At 76.2% G+C, this 17,582-nt stretch carries 15 protein-coding genes; 3 read left to right on the forward strand and 12 right to left on the reverse strand.

Annotation, left to right across the window (positions count from 1 at the left end; translation table 11 throughout):
* Window positions 1-3: 3 nt before the first annotated feature.
* Both C593_RS0102615 and C593_RS0102620 read right to left on the reverse strand, forming a co-directional pair.
* Window positions 4-1,278 (reverse strand): NAD(P)-binding domain-containing protein, encoded by a 1,275-nt coding sequence (locus C593_RS0102615; RefSeq protein ID WP_018845756.1) that lies wholly within the window; start codon window positions 1,276-1,278, stop codon window positions 4-6.
* Window positions 1,260-2,648 (reverse strand): ATP-grasp domain-containing protein, encoded by a 1,389-nt coding sequence (locus C593_RS0102620; RefSeq protein WP_018845757.1) that lies wholly within the window; start codon window positions 2,646-2,648, stop codon window positions 1,260-1,262. The genes C593_RS0102615 and C593_RS0102620 overlap by 19 nt, the downstream gene beginning before the upstream one ends.
* A gap of 146 nt (window positions 2,649-2,794) precedes the next feature.
* Here C593_RS0102620 and C593_RS28660 point away from each other — a divergent pair, with 146 nt between their 5' ends.
* Entirely contained in the window at window positions 2,795-4,081 is a 1,287-nt protein-coding gene (locus C593_RS28660; protein WP_037744411.1) for a glycosyl hydrolase, read from the forward strand.
* Here the strand turns inward: C593_RS28660 and C593_RS0102630 are convergent.
* The 9 genes from C593_RS0102630 to C593_RS0102670 form a co-directional block, all read right to left on the reverse strand.
* Window positions 4,047-5,270, reverse strand: a complete 1,224-nt coding sequence (locus C593_RS0102630; RefSeq protein ID WP_018845759.1) for a GNAT family N-acetyltransferase — start codon at window positions 5,268-5,270, stop codon at window positions 4,047-4,049. The two genes, C593_RS28660 and C593_RS0102630, sit on opposite strands and share 35 nt — an antisense overlap.
* Complete coding sequence (locus tag C593_RS0102635) at window positions 5,267-5,968, reverse strand: hypothetical protein (protein WP_018845760.1); 702 nt, start codon at window positions 5,966-5,968, stop codon at window positions 5,267-5,269. The genes C593_RS0102630 and C593_RS0102635 overlap by 4 nt, the downstream gene beginning before the upstream one ends.
* Window positions 5,965-7,269: a glycosyltransferase gene (locus C593_RS0102640; protein ID WP_018845761.1), complete on the reverse strand. Its 1,305-nt coding sequence runs from the start codon at window positions 7,267-7,269 to the stop codon at window positions 5,965-5,967. Before C593_RS0102640 ends, C593_RS0102635 begins: the two co-directional genes overlap by 4 nt.
* Window positions 7,266-8,036 carry a polysaccharide deacetylase family protein gene (locus tag C593_RS0102645; RefSeq protein ID WP_018845762.1) on the reverse strand — a complete coding sequence of 257 codons (771 nt, stop codon included), beginning with the start codon at window positions 8,034-8,036 and terminating at the stop codon, window positions 7,266-7,268. Before C593_RS0102645 ends, C593_RS0102640 begins: the two co-directional genes overlap by 4 nt.
* Window positions 8,026-9,831 carry a murein biosynthesis integral membrane protein MurJ gene (gene murJ / locus C593_RS0102650; RefSeq protein WP_486591067.1) on the reverse strand — a complete coding sequence of 602 codons (1,806 nt, stop codon included), beginning with the start codon at window positions 9,829-9,831 and terminating at the stop codon, window positions 8,026-8,028. Before murJ ends, C593_RS0102645 begins: the two co-directional genes overlap by 11 nt.
* A gap of 650 nt (window positions 9,832-10,481) precedes the next feature.
* Entirely contained in the window at window positions 10,482-11,879 is a 1,398-nt protein-coding gene (locus C593_RS0102655) for an O-antigen ligase family protein (RefSeq protein WP_018845764.1), read from the reverse strand.
* Between the two features lie 2 nt (window positions 11,880-11,881).
* On the reverse strand, window positions 11,882-13,345 hold the full coding sequence (locus tag C593_RS0102660) for an exopolysaccharide biosynthesis polyprenyl glycosylphosphotransferase (protein ID WP_018845765.1): 1,464 nt from the start codon (window positions 13,343-13,345) through the stop codon (window positions 11,882-11,884).
* Complete coding sequence (locus C593_RS0102665) at window positions 13,342-14,526, reverse strand: glycosyltransferase (protein ID WP_018845766.1); 1,185 nt, start codon at window positions 14,524-14,526, stop codon at window positions 13,342-13,344. Before C593_RS0102665 ends, C593_RS0102660 begins: the two co-directional genes overlap by 4 nt.
* Window positions 14,527-14,580: 54 nt before the next feature.
* Window positions 14,581-15,612 carry a PLP-dependent aminotransferase family protein gene (locus tag C593_RS0102670; protein ID WP_018845767.1) on the reverse strand — a complete coding sequence of 344 codons (1,032 nt, stop codon included), beginning with the start codon at window positions 15,610-15,612 and terminating at the stop codon, window positions 14,581-14,583.
* 456 nt (window positions 15,613-16,068) lie between these two features.
* Between C593_RS0102670 and C593_RS0102675 the strand changes: the two genes are divergently transcribed.
* Window positions 16,069-16,368 carry a hypothetical protein gene (locus tag C593_RS0102675; RefSeq protein WP_018845768.1) on the forward strand — a complete coding sequence of 100 codons (300 nt, stop codon included), beginning with the start codon at window positions 16,069-16,071 and terminating at the stop codon, window positions 16,366-16,368.
* A gap of 154 nt (window positions 16,369-16,522) precedes the next feature.
* The gene (locus C593_RS0102680; protein ID WP_018845769.1) at window positions 16,523-16,933 is read left to right on the forward strand and encodes a rodlin; all 411 of its coding nucleotides are present in this window, start codon (window positions 16,523-16,525) and stop codon (window positions 16,931-16,933) included.
* An 82-nt stretch (window positions 16,934-17,015) separates the two neighbouring features.
* Here the strand turns inward: C593_RS0102680 and C593_RS0102685 are convergent.
* The coding region (locus tag C593_RS0102685) for a vitamin K epoxide reductase family protein (protein ID WP_018845770.1) at window positions 17,016-17,582 on the reverse strand (567 nt) is incomplete at its 5' end.

Here is a 17,582-nt window from a genome sequence, read left to right on the forward strand (position 1 = left end):
GGCTCAGTGGCCCGCGCCCCTCGTCGCTTCCGGCGCGGGCAGCGGGCGGGCCGGGCGCGGGAACGCGGTGCGGCGCGGGGTGTCGCGCAGCCGGCGGCGGACGCCCGCGACGAGGCGGGGGGCCGTGTACGTCGCACCGTGGACGAAGCGCATCGCCGGGCCGAAGGTCGGCGCGGAGAGCAGGCCCGCGAAGAACAGGCCCGGGTGGGAGGACTCGAAGGCGGCGCTCAGGTCCGGGGCCCGTGTCCCCGGGGAGAGCCGCAGCGTCCGGCCCAGGGCGTCGTCCAGGAGGTCCAGGCGCTCCAGGTCGGGGGTGAAGCCCGTCGCGGCGACGACATGGCCGGTGTCGAGGGCGCTCGTGGTGCCGTCCGGGCCGCGCAGTTCCAGGCGGACGCGGCCGTCGGGGCGGGCCTTCGCGGCGCGGACGGTGCTGCCGAGCAGTTCGGGCACCCGGCCCTCGTAGCGTTCGCGCAGCCACCACGCTCCGGCCGGGCCGAGCGCCGTGTCCGCGCGGCGGCGGCGGGTACGGGCGGGCAGCCGGCGGACCGCGCCCGGGAGTTCGGCCCACACCCAGGTGCTCCAGCCGGTGCCGAGACCGCTGTGCGGGGTGCGCATCGCGCGCGGCAGGGGCCGGTCGAGCGGTGCCGGAAGGGTGTTCCAGCGCAGGCGGTGGGTCCGGGCGACCAGGACGGGCCGGGCACCCAGCTCCGCCAGGAGGGTCGCGGTCTCCAGCGCCGCCTGCCCCGCGCCGACCACAGCCACCTCCGTCCCCGCGAAGGCCGCGAGGTCCCGGTGCCCGCTGCTGTGCGTGCACAGCCCGGCCGGCAGGGCGGCGAGCGGGTCGGGGACGTCGCGGAAGGGCATCACACCGACCGCGAGCACCACCGTCCTGGCGCGGACCTCCTCCCCGTCGGCGGTCCGCACCCGGAAGCCGCCGTCCGCCGGGGCCACCAGGGTGACGGTCCGTTCGTCGACGGCGGGCACGGCCCGCCCGGCGAACCACGCGCCGTACCCGGCGAAGGCGTCCACCGGGATCGGCCGCCCGTGCACCGCCTCGAAGCCGTGCGCGGCGGCGTACTGCCCGAGGGTGTGGCCGCCCCCGGGGTGGGACAGGCTGGACGACCAGGGCTCGGACTTGAGGAACATCCCGCCGGGCATGTGGTCCCGCCAGGACGCCATCACGCGTCCGAAGACCCGCAGGTCCAGTCCGGCGGCGGCCGCGTGCGCCGCCACCGACAGCCCGTAGGGGCCCGCGCCGATCACTGCCAGGTCGTACATGGTGCGCTCCCGTTCCTCGGGTCGTTGTCCGTACCGGCGGCTCCGGGCGCGCCCGTCTCCGGCCCGTTCCCGGCGGCTCCGGGCGCCGGGGTGCCCGGTCCCCGCATGGCCTCCCGCCCCGGCGCGGCCTCCCGCCGTGCCGCCGGCACGGCCGCCGCCCCCGGTACCGCGGCCCGCAGCCGCCCTGCCGCCTTCGCCAGGCCCCGCCCGGCGAACGCCCCGGCCATCGCCGCGAACGGCGCCGGGTCGTCGCCCGCGAACCACGCCGTCTCCACCCCGGCGCCCGCCCGCAGCCGCACCCCGGAGCCCGGCCGGGCGGAGGCCAGCGCGGAGAGGACCGCGTAGTTCTCGGCGAGGAACACCCGGCCGGGCCGGTCGCCGGAGGCGTTGACGGCCCGCCCGGTCAGGTCCAGGTGCAGGGCGCGGACGACGTCCAGTCCGTCCGCCCCCGTGAACAGCCGGAACTGCGCCCCGGGCCGCGGGTTCGCGTCCAGCAGCCGGTACGCGCCGTCCGCGTCCCGCCGGAAGTCGAGATCGAGGATGCCCCGGTAGCCCGCCTTCTGAGCGAGCCGGCGGCCCGCCTGCGCCACCTGCTCGTTGTGCTTCCAGCGCCCGAGGGCGGTCAGCCCGGTGCGCGGCGGCCAGGACAGCTCCTTGCGCCCGGTGCCCCCGTGCAGACAGACCGCCTCCGCGCCGAAGCAGCCGTGGAAGAACCAGTCCGCGTGCGGTCGGTCCGGCAGCCGGCGCTGGAGGAGCAGCCGGCTCCCGGCTTCGGCGCTGCGCTCGAACAGCCGGGCGGCGGCGGCCGGGGAGCCCACCAGGCTGGTGCTGCGCAGGCCGGACGCCGGGTCCAGCAGCCACGGCCGGCTCCACTTGGCGACCAGCGGCACCCCGATCCGCCGGACCGCCGCCGCGGCCTCCCGGGCGTCGCCGGGGACGGCGGTCTCGGGGTGCGGGATGCCGTGCGCGGCGCACAGCTCGGCGAGTTCCGCCTTGTCGGCGAGGGTGCCGGGCAGGTCGGCGGGCTGGGGCGGCAGCAGGAACCGCCCGGCGAGGCGGTGGGCCTGCCCGGCGACGAGGACGGCCCCGAGGTCGTCCATCGGGATCAGCACGGCGGGCCGGCCGATCCGCTCGGCGACCCGGTGCAGGGCGTCGACGAGGACGTCCGGTTCCGGCGCGCCGGGCGGCCGCGGATGGGCCCGGCGCAGGTGGCGGGAGCGGGCGACGGGGCTGCGCGGCGACTCGACGACGGCGTGCACCTCCACGCCCGCGCGGCCCAGGGAGCGCACGGCGCCCAGGGTGCCGTGGTGGAAGGGGTTCCGGTCCAGCCGCAGCACCAGCGCGGGCACCGACCGGTCGAGTTCGGGCATTCGGGTCACAACTTTCACCTGGACGGGCCCGCAGCATGCGCGCCTGTTCGCTAATGGCCTAGGGACGTGCCTCACGACAGCTCGCCGCAGGAGCTTTCTGCCTAACGTCGTGTCAGTCGCAGAGAACGCTCCACAAGGAGGAAGGCATGCCGCGAAGGCACCATCTGATCAACTCATGCATAGCGGCGGTCGCAGCCGGACTTCTTGTGTCCGGCGGACCGCTCACGACCCCCGCGTCGGCCGATTCCCGGGCCGGTTCCGCAGTTGATTCCGCGTCCGATTCCCCGACCGCCCACGGCGCGTATCTCCACTACGGGCCGGAGGGAATCCAGCGCATGTCGGAACTCTCCGAATGGCTGGGCGGACGCGAACTGACCGTGGCTCACACCTATCTCCCCGGGGATGTGTGGACGAACATCGAGGGCCGCCCGGAATTCCTGCGGCCGTGGGCCGAGTGGCGGCGGGCGTCGGCCGGGCGGACCTTCGTCCTCAACGTGCCGATGCTGGACCGCAACGAGGACCGGCTCCCGGACGCGGCGGTCGCGCGGCTGCTCCGGGCCGGCGCCAAGGGGCAGTACGACCACCACTTCCGCACCCTCGCCTCCCGTCTGGTGGACCTCGGCGCGCAGGACACCGTGATCGTGCTCGGCTGGGAGATGAACGGCGTCACGTACACCCACCGCTGCGGGCCGGACCCGCAGGCGTGGCGGACGTACTGGCGGAACATCGTCGCGGCCATGCGCTCCGTTCCCGGGCAGGAGTTCCGATTCGATTTCGCGCCGAATCGCGGACTGGACGCCATCGCCTGGACCGAGTGCTATCCGGGCGACGACGTGGTGGACATCATCGGAATGGACTCGTACGACCAGCCTCCCGGCGGTTCGTTCGACGACCAGGTGAACGCGCCCTACGGACTGCAGAAGCAGGTCGATTTCGCGGCGGAGCGGGGAAAGCCGATCTCCTATCCGGAGTGGGGTCTCTTCCGCAACGGCGACAATCCCGAGTACATGCGGCGCATGCTCGAATGGATCGAACGCCATCAGCCGCTCTACCAGACCATCACAGACTACTGTCCGCACGGGGTCTGGCAGTGCGGGAGCAATCCGGAGTCCTCGAAGGTGTTCCGCTCGAAGCTTTTTGCGAAGAGCGAGGAGCCCGGAGCCCCGGAGGAGCCGGCGCCGAACGAGCCGGCGCCCACGGAACCCGTCCCCACCGACCCGGCGCCCACCGACCCGGCGCCGACCGACCCCGCTCCGCAGGAGCCCGCCCCCACGGACCCGGTGCCCACCGAGCCCGTCCCCGTGCCCGGTGACCCGGGCACCAACCCGGACGACTGGTGCGTGCCCCTGGACCTGGGCGACTGGGTGTCCCAGTGGGTGCCGGCGCGGGACTACTGCGTCAACCTCCCCGCGGAGGCCCGCTGGGCGCTGTGACCGGGGTCTGCCCGGGCGGACCGCCGCCCGTGCCCCGGGCCCGCCAGTCGTTGAGCCGGCCGCGCCACTCGCGCGCGGCCGGCACTCTGCTGCGGACCATCTCCGCCGCCCGCTCCCGCAACCGCGCCCGTGACTCGTGCAGCCGCAGCAGCGGCTCCAGCGCGGGGCGGGCGAGCAGCAGCCGGCCGCTGGTCACGGCCTCCGGGCGCCAGTGGTTCTTGTACGGCTCCGAACCGCGCAGCAGGCTCAGCACGGTCAGGCCGTGGCCGGTGGCCTGCCGGGCCTCCTCGCGCAGCAGCATCGCGGCCACGTCCGCCTTGCGTTCCCGCAGCACCGGGTCGGCCCCGTACAGATAGCCGCCGCTGAGCCGGCCCGCGCGCAGGGTGAGGCCCGCGGCGACCGGGCGGCCGTCCATCCGGAACTCGGTCAGCGAGGCGTGCCCGCGGGCCGCCATCGCGCCCGTCGCGCGGACCAGGTGGTCGCGGAAGCGGGGGCGCAGGTGCTCGACGTTGACGCCCCGGCCGCGCCACTGGAGTTCGTGCAGCCGCAGCAGCAGGTCGACGCCGCCGGGGACCTCGTGGGGCGGTACCGGGTGGGCCTCGATCCCGAGGGCGTCCAGTTTGCGGAGCTTGGCCCGGACCCGCTGGGCCCGGTTGGCGGGCATCCGCGCGACCAGGTCCTCGACGGGCAGGGCGGGCAGCTCCATGCAGACCGAGTCCGCCAGCCGGGCGCGCGGGCCCGGCCAGCTCTCCCACAGCCGCTCCGCCGCCCCACCGGGTCGCACCTCACGCAGGTCGACGACGGCGTGCCGGGCGGCGCGCCCGATGCCGTGCGCCAGGGCGGGCAGGGCGAGACCTGCGCGGGAGTCGTCGACGAGGACGTCCCCGTAGTCGGAGATCGCCCCGCCGAGTGGGACCAGCAGGGGCAGCGGGCGGTGCACCAGCATCAGGGGCGCGGCCGCGATCAACTCCCCCCGCCCGGGCGGGCCTTCGGCACGGACCAGGACGACGCGCAGCCGCCCCGGGGTGCCGTAGGAGAGCCACCACGAGTGGAGCCAGGCATGGCTCTGGAACGGGGTGGCGGAGCCGCAGGCGCGGTGCAGCCGGTCCCACTCGTCGGCCAGCGCCGCGAACTCCGCCGGGTCGCGGCACAGGCTGACGGCGCATCCGGCCGGGGCCTGGGCCCTCACACGCGCTCCCGCTCGGCGGGCGCCCCCACGGGCTGGGCGGGACCGGGCACCGCGGTGCCGCCCGCACCGGGCCCGCGCCGCCCGGGCCGGGGCCGGACCAGCAGGAACAGCCCGCCGACCAGTCCGCCCGCGCAGGCGCCGACGGCAGTGGCGACGGGCAGCGACGGGGAGACGGCCTCGTTCGGGGTGACCGCCTCGGAGAAGGTCATCAGCTTCACGCCGGTGTTCTTGGAGACCTGGTTGCTGCTGACGATGATCGCGTCGGAGACGGCGTTGGCGATGCCGGCGGCCTGGGCGCGGCGAGTGGAAGTGCCGGTGACGGCGATCATCGGCGAGTCCGGGGAGGTCTCCGTGCGCACCCGGTCCCGGAGTTCCCTCACGGGGAGGCCGGCGTCGCGGCGGGCATGGGCGAGGGTGGCGTCGCTGGTGGCGATCCGGCCGTACGCCTGGGCGAAGCCGAGGGCGGCGCCCGGTTCGGTGCCGCTCGCCGGTACCGCGACGACATAGCCGGTCGCCGCGTACTCGGGAGCCTTGACCAGGCCGTACGTGAGACCGGCGGCCGTGCCGAGGAGGGCGAGGGCCGGTACGGGCCACCAGGCGGGCCCGGCGGGGAACGGCATGCGCAGGCGGCGCGGTCGGCGCGTCCGGCCGGTCTCGGCGGGCTCCTGCTCGTGCTCGTGCTCGGGGGTGGTCGTCATGGGCGTGCCGCTCTCTCGGTGGTCTGGTCGGTCGGGGTGGTCGGGGTGTTCGGTTTGTTCGGGGTGGTCCGGGTGGTCGCCACGGGGACGGGGGCGGGGCCGGGGGCCGGGCGGGGGACGCGCGGCGGGCCCGGGGGTCCGGTGAGGTGCGCGTAGAGCTCGGCCAGCAGGGCCGCGCCACGGGCGATGTCGTAGTGCGCCACGGCGGGCGGGGGCGGCAGACGGGGGGCGCCGGCCCGGTGCAGGGCGGTCAGGGCGGCGGCCAGTTCGCGGGCCGTCCCCTCGCGCAGGGCGTGGGCGCCGGGGGCGTGGCCGACGGGCAGGTCGTCGACGGCCGGGCAGGCGCCGTGCAGCACGGGCAGGCCCGCGGCGAGGGCCTCCACGACCGCGAGCCCGAACGCCTCCTCCCGGGAGGTGGAGACGAAGGCGTCGGCCGCAGAGAGCACGGCGGGCACATCGTCGCGCTCGCCGAGGAGGCGCACCCGGCCGGCCGCGCCGAGGCGGACCGCGAGCGCCCGCAGCGCCTCCCGCTCGGGGCCGTCACCGGCGAGCAGCAGCACCGTCCCGGGCAGCGCGGCCACCGCCTCGATGAGGACCTCGAAGCGTTTGCCGGGCACCAGTCGGCCGACCCCGGCGACGGCGAACGCCCCCTCGCCGACGCCGAGCCGCGCCCGGAGGGCGGCGCGGGCGGCGGGGTCGAAGCGGAACCGGGCCGCGTCGACGCCGTTCGGTACGGTCCGCACCCGCCGGCCGGGCACGCCCCAGGCGCGCAGCCGGGCGGCGACCGTCGGGGAGACGGCGACGGTCGCGGCGCCGAGCCGTTCGGTGGCGAGGTAGAGGGCGCGGACCCCTCGGGTGAGCGGCCGGCCCTCGATCTCCGCCTCGCCCAGGGAGTGCTCGGTGGCCACGGACGGCACACCGGCGAGCCGGGCGGCGAGCCGTCCGTAGACGCAGGCGCGGTAGAGGTGGGTGTGGACGAGGTCGTAGCGCCCGGCCCGGATGCGGCGCACCAGCCGGGGCAACGCGGCCAGGTCGCGGTTGCCGCGCATCCCGAGGTCGGTGACCGCGACCCCGTCGTCCCGCAGCCCGGCCGCGACGGCACCGGGGTTGGTCAGCGTGATCACGTCGCAGACGTAGGAGGCGGGCAGATGGCGCAGCAGCAGCCGGAGTTGCTGCTCGGCCCCGCCGACGCCGAGGCCGGTGACGACGTGCAGGACCCGGACCGTCCGCTCGGGGGCGGGACCGGGACCGGGGGCGGGGCTCGGGAGGTTCGCGGTGTTCGGGAGGTTCGCGGGGGTCATCGGACGGACTCCTGGAGGGCCGGGAGACGGACGGGCCGCAGACCGGGGAGGCGGCGCAGGCGGTGGCGCAGGCCCTTGACCGCGAGCCGCCCGCGCCGGTCGGCGTGGCTGATGTGGGTGCGCGGCAGGGCGTACGGGCCGGCCGCCGGGCCGGGGTCGATGGCGCAGGCGTACGCGTACCCGGCCGCGCGGACCGCGTCGGCGGCCCGCGCGTCGAAGGTGCCGTACGGGTAGCAGAACCCGGCGGGCGCGATGCCGGTCAGCTCGCGCAGCAACTCCCGGCTGCGGACGGTCTCCTCGCGCAGCTCCCCGTCGTCCAGGGTGGTCAGGTCGCGGTGGAGGAGTCCGTGGGAGCCGATCTCGACGCCCGCGCGGGCCGCGGCGCGGATGCCGTCGGCGTCGAGGAGGGGCCGCCGGGGGCCCTCCGGGTCCCAGACGTTGACACCGCCGTTGCGGCCGGGGAGGACGAAGAGGGTCGCGGAGCAGCCGTGGCCGCGGAGCACGGGCAGCGCGGAGGCGGTGAAGTCGGCGTAGCCGTCGTCGAAGGTCAGCCCGACGAGGCCGTGGGCGCGGCCCTCGGCGTGGGCGCGCAGCAGGTGGGAGACCGTGACGCCGCGCAGTCCGCGGTCGCGCAGCAGACGGAGCTGGTGGTCGAGCCGGCCCGGGCCGACCGTGATGCCGTAGGGGTCGTCGGTGGGGTCGCCGACCGCGTGGTACATCCAGATCCACGGCTGGGGGCGGCGGGCGGTCGTCGGGTCAGTGGTCATGACGCAGCCTCCGGCGTACGAGGGCCAGCAGGTGGAGTGCCTCGGGCGCGCCCAGGGCTCGGGCGGCGCCCAGGAACACGGCGGGGACGAGGAGGGCTCCGGCGGCGAGGGAGAGGACCGGGCCGCCGGTCAGGGGCGCGGTGAGCAGGGCGGCGGTCACGGCGGCGGCCGCGGCGAGCAGCAGCCGGGCGATCCGCGCGCCGATGGCGCGGACCTCGATGGCGACCACCCGCGAGCCGAGGCCGTGCAGCAGCAGGACGGCGGTGGCGGTGATGCCGGCCGCGTTCGCGGCGGCGATGCCGTGGACGCCGTACGGGCCGACGGCGGCGGCCCCCGCCGCGACGGTGACGGCGAGTCCGGCGGCCATGGCGGCGGCCGGGTACCAGGTCGGGCGGCCGGAGGAGAAGAACGGGCGGCCGAGGGCGCCGACCAGGCAGTGGCCGAGCAGTCCGGCGGCGTAGACCCGCATCACGGCGGCGGTGGTCGCGGTGTCCTGGGCGTCGAACGCACCGCGCTGGAAGAGGACTTCGATGATGCCGGGGGCGTAGCCGATGACGAACGCGGTCCCGAGCAGGACGAGCGCCCCGGCGGTGGCGAGATCCTCCTCGACGCGGCGGCGGGCGCGTTCGCGGTCGCCCCGGGCCATCGCGCGGGCGACGACGGGAAAGGTGACGGTGCACACCATCAGGGAGAGCACCATCGGCATCTGCGCGACCTTCTGCGCGTAGTTGAGGTGCGAGATGGCCCCGGCGGGGAGCGGCGCGGCGAGGAAGCGCTCGACCAGCACCTGCGACTGCCGGCTGACGGCGAACAGCACGACGGGCGCGAGGACGGCCGCGCCGAGCAGCGGGGCGCCGGCGGGGGCGCGACGGGAGCCGCCCGGGGGGACGCGACGGTTTCCGGGGCGGGGCACGCGGAGCGGGGCGAGGAGGGGGCGCAGGCCGATGTTCCGAGCGAACGCGGGGAGTTGGACGAGGATCATCAGGACCCCGCCCGCCGCGACACCCGCGGCGGCGGCCCGCACGCCCCACCACTGGTGCAGGGCGAGGGTGACACCGATGATGCCGACGTTGTAGGCGCTGTAGACGGCGGCGGGCTGGAGGAAGCTGCCGTGGGCGCGCAGGGCGGCGCTGCAGTAGCCGGTGACGCCGAAGGTGAGCACGGTCAGGGCGGTCAACCGGGTGCACTCGACGGCGAGTTCCGGGTCGTCGAAACCGGGCGCGAGCAGCCGCACGACGAGCGGCGCGCCCGCCATCAGGGCGACGGCGACGCAGGTCAGCAAGGCGAACAGGCGCGGGAACGTGGCGGACACCAGGGCCCGGACCGCCCCCGGGTCGCGGGCGGCGAGGGCGTGGCTGAACGCGGGCACGAGCAGCAGCGCCATGGCGTCCTCGATGAGGAGGGTGGACGCCATCTCGGGCACGGTCCAGGCGATGAGGAAGGCGTCGCTCTCGGCGCTCGCGCCGAAGAGGTGTGCGATGGTCTGATCGCGCAGCAGCCCGAGCACCGCGCCGGCCACGGTGAGCGCCCCGGTGACGGCCGCGGCCCGCACCAGCACCCGCCCGAGCCGCGCCCCGCCGCCGGCCTCCTCCCCGCCGCCCCGCGCGGCGCTCCCGGCGCGGGGCTCGGCCCGCCGCGCGTGCCGGCCACGGGCGGGGGGCGTGGGCGCGGTTGCCCCGCTGCCGGGCCCGTCCGGCTCGGCGACGGGCTCCGCACCCCCACGCCGGGCGGGGCGGGCCGCGGCCTCCGCGCCGCCGGACGCGGTGCCCGCGCCGGTGCCCGGCGTACGCCGCACGTGCGGACCGGGCGCACCGGGCCCGTCCGGCACGGCGACGGGCTCCGCACCCCCACGCCGGGCGGCGTGGCGCGCCCGGCCCGGGCGGCCCGGGGCGACGGCGGGCGGCTGCCCGCCCGCGCCGGGCAGGGCGTCCGTCACGGCGGCACCGCTGTCCGGCGCGTGCGGCGGGACACCACCGGGCGCGGGCGTGGCGGCCGGACCGGGCGCGGATACCGCGGGCGTCACGCCCGAACCGGGAGCGGATACCACGGGCGTGGCGGCCGGACCGGGCGCGGCGGTCGGAACGGGAGGGGTGAACGCGGCGTCCGGGACCGGGTTCTGGACCCGCCGTGTGATCGGCCCGGCGCTGCCCGGGGTGGCGGCGGACCCCGGCTGCGACCGGCGGCCGGCGGCCTGCCGCCCGGACGGCGGGCGGGGCGGGGTGCCTGCGGGCCGGTCCCCGCCCCGGCCGGCGGCAGCGCCGTCCGGGCCCGCTGGGCGCCCGTCCCGCTCGGACGCGGACGCGGCGTCCGGGCCCGGGGCGGGGAGCTCGCTCGCGGGCGCGGCCCCGCCGGGCACGCCTCCCCCGCCCGGCGCGCGGGGACGGGGAGCCGTCGGCGGTGGGGCCGTGTCGTCGGGCCCCGCCGTGCGCGGGGTGCGGTCGCGGGTCATGGGCGGCGTTCGCGGGGGGCGAGGGCCCACCATGCGGTGAGGCCGAGGATGACGCCGGTCAGGACCGTGGAGGGGCCGCCGATGTCCGCGTACAGGAAGTCGACGGTCTGCCAGAGCATCAGGCCCACCGCCGCCAGCCCGCAGTCCGCCGCCGCGGCGCGGCCGCCGCCGCGGCGGACCAGGACGCGGCGGATCGCGCCCGCCAGGATCGCGGTCCAGGAGGTCAGGAACGCGGTGAGCCCGATCAGGCCCTGCTCGGCGAGGATGAGCAGGTACATGTTGTGCGGCGAGAGCAGCGGCTGCTTGACGAACTCCCGCCCCGCGCCCGCCGTGTCGCTGCCCGCGGAGAGCCCGATCGAGGCGTGCCCGTCGCGGTGGGCGGGAAAGCCCTTGAGGCCGACGCCGGTGGCCGGTTCGTCCCGCCACATCGCCGCCGCCGCGGCCCACATGCTGTACCGGTCGGTCACCGACCGGTCCGGTGTCCCGGTGACCTGCGTGATGCTGCTGACCCGCTGGGCGATCATCTCGGAGCCGACGCCCAGCCCGCCGACGAGGACGACCCCGAGCGCGGCGAGGACCGCCAGCACCCGGGCCGCCCGGCGCAGGCCGGACAGGAGCAGGATCGCCAGCGCGGCCGCCGCCGTGGCGATCCACGACCCGCGGCTGAACGACAGCCCGAGCGGCACCACCAGCGCCCCGGCCGCCGCGAAGGCGCCCGGCCGCAGCCAGGCGGGCGAGCCCGGCGGGGTGCGCAGGGCGAGGGCGAGCGCGGCGAGCAGCCCGTAGGAGACGACCGTGGCCATGCCCATCACGTCGGTGGGCCCGAAGGTGCCGACCGCGCGGATGTCCTGGCCCATGTACGAGGCGCCGGTGCCGGTGGCGTACTGGTAGGTGCCGACCGCGCCCTGCACCAGCGCCACCGCCACCATCGAGACGGTGACCAGCCGGAACGCCCACGCGTCGCGCAGCACCAGCAGCACCGCGCCGGGCACCAGGACGAACACCTGGAGGTAGCGCACGAGTCCGGGCAGGGCGGCCCCGGGGTCGGCCGCGGTCACCGTGGCGACGGCGAAGCCGGCCACCGGCAGGGCGAGGACGACGGCCCCGGTGACCGTCAGCGGCCGGGCGCGCAGCGCCAGCACGCGGGCGAGGCAGGCGAGGACGAGCAGCCCGGAGGCGATGTCGGCGGGCGCGACCGTGCCCGGTTCGCCGGATCGGCCGATGGGCAGGGCGACCAGCAGCACGGTGACCAGCAGCGGCAGCAGCAGGAGCCGGTCCAGCCGGGGCACCCGGCGGGCGGCGGCGAGCAGGACGTGCGGGGCTCCGGACGCGGATGCGGCGGGCACGGACACGGGCGCGGGAGCGGGCGCGGAGGGCGCGGCGGCGAGGGCCACGGTCAGCTTCCCCCGAGCCGGAACAGCGACGCGGCCGTGCGCGCCATGATGCACACGTCCTGCCACAGGGACCAGGTGTCGATGTAGTGGTTGTCGAAGCGGGCCCGCTCCTCGATGGAGGTGTCCCCGCGCAGCCCGTTGACCTGGGCGAGCCCGGTGAGGCCGGCGGGCATCCGGTGGCGCTCGGCGTAGCCGGGGTAGGTGTGGGCGAACTTGGCGACGAAGTAGGGGCGTTCGGGCCGCGGCCCGACGAGGCTCATGTCGCCGCGGAGCACGTTCCACAGCTGCGGCAGCTCGTCGAGGGAGGTGCGCCGCAGCAGGCTCCCGGTGGCACTCATCCGCCGGTCGCGGGCGACGCTCCAGCGGGTGGCGGACTCGTGCTCGTCGGAGGGCCGCAGGGTGCGGAACTTCAGCAGCACGAAGGGCCGCCCGCCCAGCCCGATGCGCTCCTGCCGGAACAGCACCCCCGGCCCGTCGGAGATCCGCACGGCGAGGGCGCAGATCGCGAGGACGGGCGCCGCCGCGACGAGGCCGACGGCGGCGAGGGCCGCGTCGAGGACCCGTTTGGCGGGCGGGAAGCCGCCGCGCGGGGGGTCCGTCTCCAGCTGCCGGACCGCGAAGCCCCACAGATGGTCCGCGTCCCGCCGCGATGGCGGGGCGGTGCCCTCGGCGGCGGGATGGGCGACCTGCCACACCCGGCAGCCGTACCCGCTGAACAGGCGCACCAGATGGGCCGGGAGGTCGGGCCCGGTGAACAGCGCGTGCCGGACCGCGTTCTGGATGACGGCGCGGCTGACGTCCTCGGGGGTGACGAGGACGGGCAGCCGGCCCTCGTCGGCCGGTCCGCCGCGGTGGCCGGGGTCGACCCGGCCGACCGGGCGCATGCCGTAGCCGGGGTGGGCGTACAGGGCGGCGGTGAGCTGCTGGGCGCAGGGGCCGCGGCCCACCACGAGCGCGGAGCGCGGCCTGCGGGCCGCGGCCCGGCGGCGCCCCTGGTGGACGGCGGCCCGCCCCGCGCAGGCGAGGGCGGCCTGGAGTACGGCGCCCGCCGCCGCGGCGGACGGCCCGGCCGCGTACCCGGGGTCGTGCACGGTGAACGCCGCGTCGAGGAGGAGCCAGCCGACGGCGGACAGCAGGAGCAGCGCGGGCAGTTCGGCGAGGGCGGAGGGCGATAGGCGCAGCCGGTACAGGCCGCGCCCGGAGTGGAGGGCGACCCCGGCCGCGGTGAGGACGAGGGCGGCCGGGACGACGGGCCAGGGCACCGCGGGGGCGAGCGCGCAGGCGGCGAGGACGGCGGCCGAATCGGCGGCGATCAGCGCGACGGGCCGCCGCTGCCGCCGGATGCGCCGCCTGGCGTGCGCGGCCGGGCGCCGGCCGGCGGTGCCGCGGGGCGGATGGACCGAGGGTGCGCGGCGGGTCGTCGCCACGGGGGCGGTGCGGGGCGCGGGAGCACTCTCCGTCGTCATCGTTCGGTGCGCTTCCTCGTCAGGGGTCGGTGCGTGCTGAGAAGTTCCTGGTAGAGGCCGAGCACGGCGTCGGCGGTGCGCGACACGCAGGAGGTGGCGCGGACGTGCGCGGCGGCCCGGCGGCCGAGGTCGCGGGCGAGTCCCGGCTGGGCGAGCAGCCGGGCCACGGCGGCGGCGAGCGCGGCCGGGTCCTCCGGTGGGACCAGGGCGTAGGACTCGTGCCCGGGCGGCAGGCTCTCCCGGGCGCCGCTGACATCGGTCAGGACGACGGGCCGCCCGCAGGCCATCGCCTCCAGCGGGGCCAGTGCCATGCCCTCCCAGCGGGACGGGAGGACCACCGTGTCGGCCGCGTACAGCCAGGGCCGGATGTCGTCCCGGGCGCCCGCGAACACCACCCCGGGAGGCGCGGCGGCCCGCAGCCGGTCCGCTTCGGGGCCGTCGCCGACGAGGACGAGGCGGGCTGCGGGGGCGCGGTCGACGACGGCGGGCCAGGCGCGCAGCAGGACGTCCTGCCCCTTCTGCCGGCAGAGCCGTCCGACGCAGACGACGAGGGGGGCACCGTCCGCGAGCCCGCCGGGGACGGGCAGTCCGGCCCTGGCGGCGGTGCGCCGGCTGCCGTCGGTGTCCTCGGCGAAGAACGCGGGGTCGACGCCGTTGCGGATGACGGACCAGCGGGCGTGGATGCCGGCCTGCTCCCCGGCCCGGCGCTCACTGTCGCTGACGCACAGGGTGCGGGTGCTCCAGCGGGTGCCGTAGCGCTCCCAGGTGAGGGCGAGCCGGGCCTCGCGGCCCTCGACGGCGTCGAAGGACCAGGCGTGCGGCTGGAAGACGGTCGGCACCCGGCCGCGTACGGCGAGGCGCCCGGCGAGTCCGGCCTTGGCGCTGTGGACGTGCACGAGGTGCGGCCGGACCTCGCGGACCAGCCGGGAGGCGGTGAGCACCTCCCGGGCGAGACCGGGTCCGGGCGAGCGGCCGGCGGTCCACGGGTGGACCCGGGCCCCCGCCCCGGCCGCGGCGGCGGCGAGCGGACCGGTGGGCGGGCAGGCGACGACCGGTCGTGCGCCCGCGTGCGCCTGGGCGCGCACCAGATCGGTGACGACGCGGGCGACGCCGCCTTCGACGGGCTGAACGAGATGGAGTACGGTCAGCCTGCTTTTCTCGGTCCAGTCTCTGTGCAGCACATGCGGCTCTTTTCCAACAGGCGTGAACGCGGTGGACTGTGAGGGGGCCGGAATTCAGCGGCGCACGTCGGCCTGCACGAAGAGGGCGCCGAGAAAGTAGCCGTTCCGCTCCCCGGTGAATCGGAAAGCGAGGGAATCGGCGCCGCGCCGGAGCGCGGGTGAGATGTCGTACACGTCGGAGTCGTATCCGAGGGTGTTCCGGTGGGCGGGTTTCCGGGCGGAGTTCGGCCCGCCGAGATCGGCGATCGTGGAATTCATCGGGTCGGTGCGGGGATTCGCCGCGTCGGTGAGCCGGTGGGCCGGGCCGCTCCCGGCGCGGACGGTGGCCGACTCGCCGGTGGCGCCGCGGTCGCCGTCGTAGGCGACCACGCCCGCACGTCCGGTGGCGCCGGGGGCGGCCCGCAGCCCGGAGAGGGTCACCTCGCGGGCCTTGCCGACGGTCTCGAAGCCGTCCCACAGGGCGACTTCGCGCAGCGGTTCGCGCTCGTCCTCGTAGACGACGACCATCGTCCAGCCGCCCCAGGCGCCGGCCTTCGAGTGCCCGCGGGCCACGTTGAGCTGGCTGACGGTCCAGTAGCCGGAGCGGCTGTCGCGCACCAGCGGGGTGATGTCGGCGGAGGCCTGGTAGGCGTCCCGGCCGTCGGCGTCGCGGTGCGCGATCCGGGTGTCGGCCAGGACCTCCTTGTAGCGTCCGCCCGGTTCGGCGATGAGGACGCGGCCGTTGTCCTGAGGGGGTTTCTGCTCGCCGACGCGCAGGTTGCCGCCCCAGTAGAGGCGGGCGTAGCGGACGGTGGAACCGGCGGGCAGGGCGAGTTCGGCGCGGGTGGAGTTGTAGGTGTTCGGGTCGTCGTCGAGGTCGACGTAGAACATCTCGTAGTCGCTGTTGGCGCCGGCCGCGCCGCGTTCCAGGTCCGGGCAGGCCGCCGCGCCCTCGGCGAGCGGGGTGCGGCAGGTGATGGCCGAATTGGCGATCCGGGTGACGCCGCCGTGGTGGACGGCGTGGTAGCGCTGGACGAACGGAATGCGGTGGGTCTCGGCGGGGACCGGTGGCGGGGCCGCGGCGGCGGTCGCCGGGGCGAGGGTCACGGCCGCGCACAGCAGTGCCCCCCAGCGGCCGAGGCTGCGTCCGGCGCGTCCGTCCCTGAACCGCGGGACTCCCCCTACCGCCGCCAAGCCTGACGACTTCGGCATGACTGGCTCCCATTTTCGGTCAACGCGAGAAAACAGGAGTGCACTTTGTCAGAAAGCCGGAGGGAAATCACGTCGGACCCGGGCGTTCGACCATCTGGAGGTGCGCCATTTCCGGTCCCCTACAGGCGCGTTGTGCGCGGCGTATCGCGCGCCCCCCACACTCGGGAATCAATCCATCGTGTGAGAGAGCGCAACCATCGGCCGAGTTGTTCGTTGCAGCGTCGTCACGGTGATTGAGGCAGATTGCCGGGACAGGGGCGAACGATGCGGCGCGAAGGGGTTTCCCCCTCCCGTGCTGATCGTTGTGCCTGTCGACGGCGGGGAGCCCCGCCGGGAACAGGATCACAGGACATGAAGCACTCCAGGGCCGCCGCCGTTCTCACCGGGTCCATGGTCGCGCTGGGCGCGGCCACGCCCGCCTTCGCCGCCGACGCCGCCCCCGCGGTTCCGATGAGCCTCAACGGCGGGATCGCGCACGCGGCCTCCACGCTGCCGCAGCTGGACGACGTGACCCAGGCCGGCCCGGCTGCCGGCCAGGCGGCCGACGCGGTGATGGAGCTCAACAACCTGAAGGGCAAGGCCCCGGAGCAGCTGCTGAGGACGGCCGCCGGGGCGACCCCGATGCTCGGCGGCATCTCGCTCGGCGGCTGACACGGCCGCGGTGCCTTCCGCCCGTCACGGCGGAGGCCGTCAGCAGCCGTACGGAAGAGGGCCTTTGGAGTGAACCGGAATAACCAACAGGCCGGGACGACGGTTGGTCAGGCAGCTCCAACGGCGGGCATTCTCTGAAACAGAAGGACGCAACATGTTCAAGAAGGTTATGGCTACGGCGGCACTCTCCGTCTCCGTGGCTGCCGCGGGCGCCGCCATGGCGCCGCAGGCTATGGCCGTGGGCGACAACGAGGGCACCCACTCCGCGAGCGGCAACGGCGCCTCGCAGTCGTACGGCAACGCCGAGACGTACGGGGACATGAGCCCGCAGATGAGCCTGGTCCAGGGTTCGCTGAACAAGCCCTGTGTCGGTCTGCCGCTCAAGGCCAACGTCGGTTCGCTGGTCGGCGTGGTGCCGGTCGCCCTCCAGGACATCCCGATCCTGTCGGCCCCGCAGAACCAGCAGTGCGTCGAGAACTCCACCCAGGCCAAGGGTGACGAGCCGCTGTCGCACATCCTCAACGACATCCCGATCCTGTCGGCGAACGGCGTCTCCGCTCGCTGATCGTCACCGCACACGGGAGCCCCGGCGCCGTCAGGCGCCGGGGCTCTTCCGTGTACGGCCGCCGTCGGGGGGCGGCGGCGGATCAGGAGGTCCAGAAGTCCCACCAGCGGGTCAGGATCAGCATGCCGATGATCCCGATGTGCAGCACGGGCAGGACCCAGGTGAACTCCCCGAAGAAGGAGCGCACCCCGGCGGGCGCCGGGAGCACCCCGCTGCGCACGTTGTGCGAGGTCACGTACCAGAACATGACGATGGTCCCGGCCCACGCCAGGCAGCACCACAGGCACAGGGCGTTGATCTCGTACAGGGACTGCTGCATCAGCCAGGTGCAGAACCCGACCCCGAAGAGGCAGCCGGCGTTCAGCCCCAGCCAGAACCACTTCCGGTACCGGGCCCCCGCGACCAGGCCCATGCCGATCGCGACGACCATCCCGTAGGTGACCAGCCCCAGCATCGGGTTGGGGAACCCGAACACCGACGCCTGCTCGCTCTTCATGATGTTCCCGCACGAGACCACCGGGTTCAGACTGCACCCCGGGGTGAACCCCGGATCCTCCAGCAGCCTGAACTTGTCCAGCGTGATCACCCACGCCGCCAGCAGACCCGCCGCCCCCGTGACCACCAGCAGCCACCCCAGCGCCCGGCTCGC

Source organism: Streptomyces sp. CNT372 (assembly GCF_000377145.1).

Bases quoted from the DNA above. Each gene is read 5' to 3' on its own strand.
- C593_RS0102615 (WP_018845756.1), bottom strand. From the start codon at position 1,278: ATGTACGACCTGGCAGTGATCGGCGCGGGCCCCTACGGGCTGTCGGTG.
- C593_RS0102620 (WP_018845757.1), bottom strand. From the start codon at position 2,648: ATGCCCGAACTCGACCGGTCGGTGCCCGCGCTGGTGCTGCGGCTGGAC.
- C593_RS28660 (WP_037744411.1), top strand. From the start codon at position 2,795: ATGCCGCGAAGGCACCATCTGATCAACTCATGCATAGCGGCGGTCGCA.
- C593_RS0102635 (WP_018845760.1), bottom strand. From the start codon at position 5,968: ATGACGACCACCCCCGAGCACGAGCACGAGCAGGAGCCCGCCGAGACC.
- C593_RS0102640 (WP_018845761.1), bottom strand. From the start codon at position 7,269: ATGACCCCCGCGAACCTCCCGAACACCGCGAACCTCCCGAGCCCCGCC.
- C593_RS0102645 (WP_018845762.1), bottom strand. From the start codon at position 8,036: ATGACCACTGACCCGACGACCGCCCGCCGCCCCCAGCCGTGGATCTGG.
- C593_RS0102660 (WP_018845765.1), bottom strand. From the start codon at position 13,345: ATGACGACGGAGAGTGCTCCCGCGCCCCGCACCGCCCCCGTGGCGACG.
- C593_RS0102675 (WP_018845768.1), top strand. From the start codon at position 16,069: ATGAAGCACTCCAGGGCCGCCGCCGTTCTCACCGGGTCCATGGTCGCG.
- C593_RS0102680 (WP_018845769.1), top strand. From the start codon at position 16,523: ATGTTCAAGAAGGTTATGGCTACGGCGGCACTCTCCGTCTCCGTGGCT.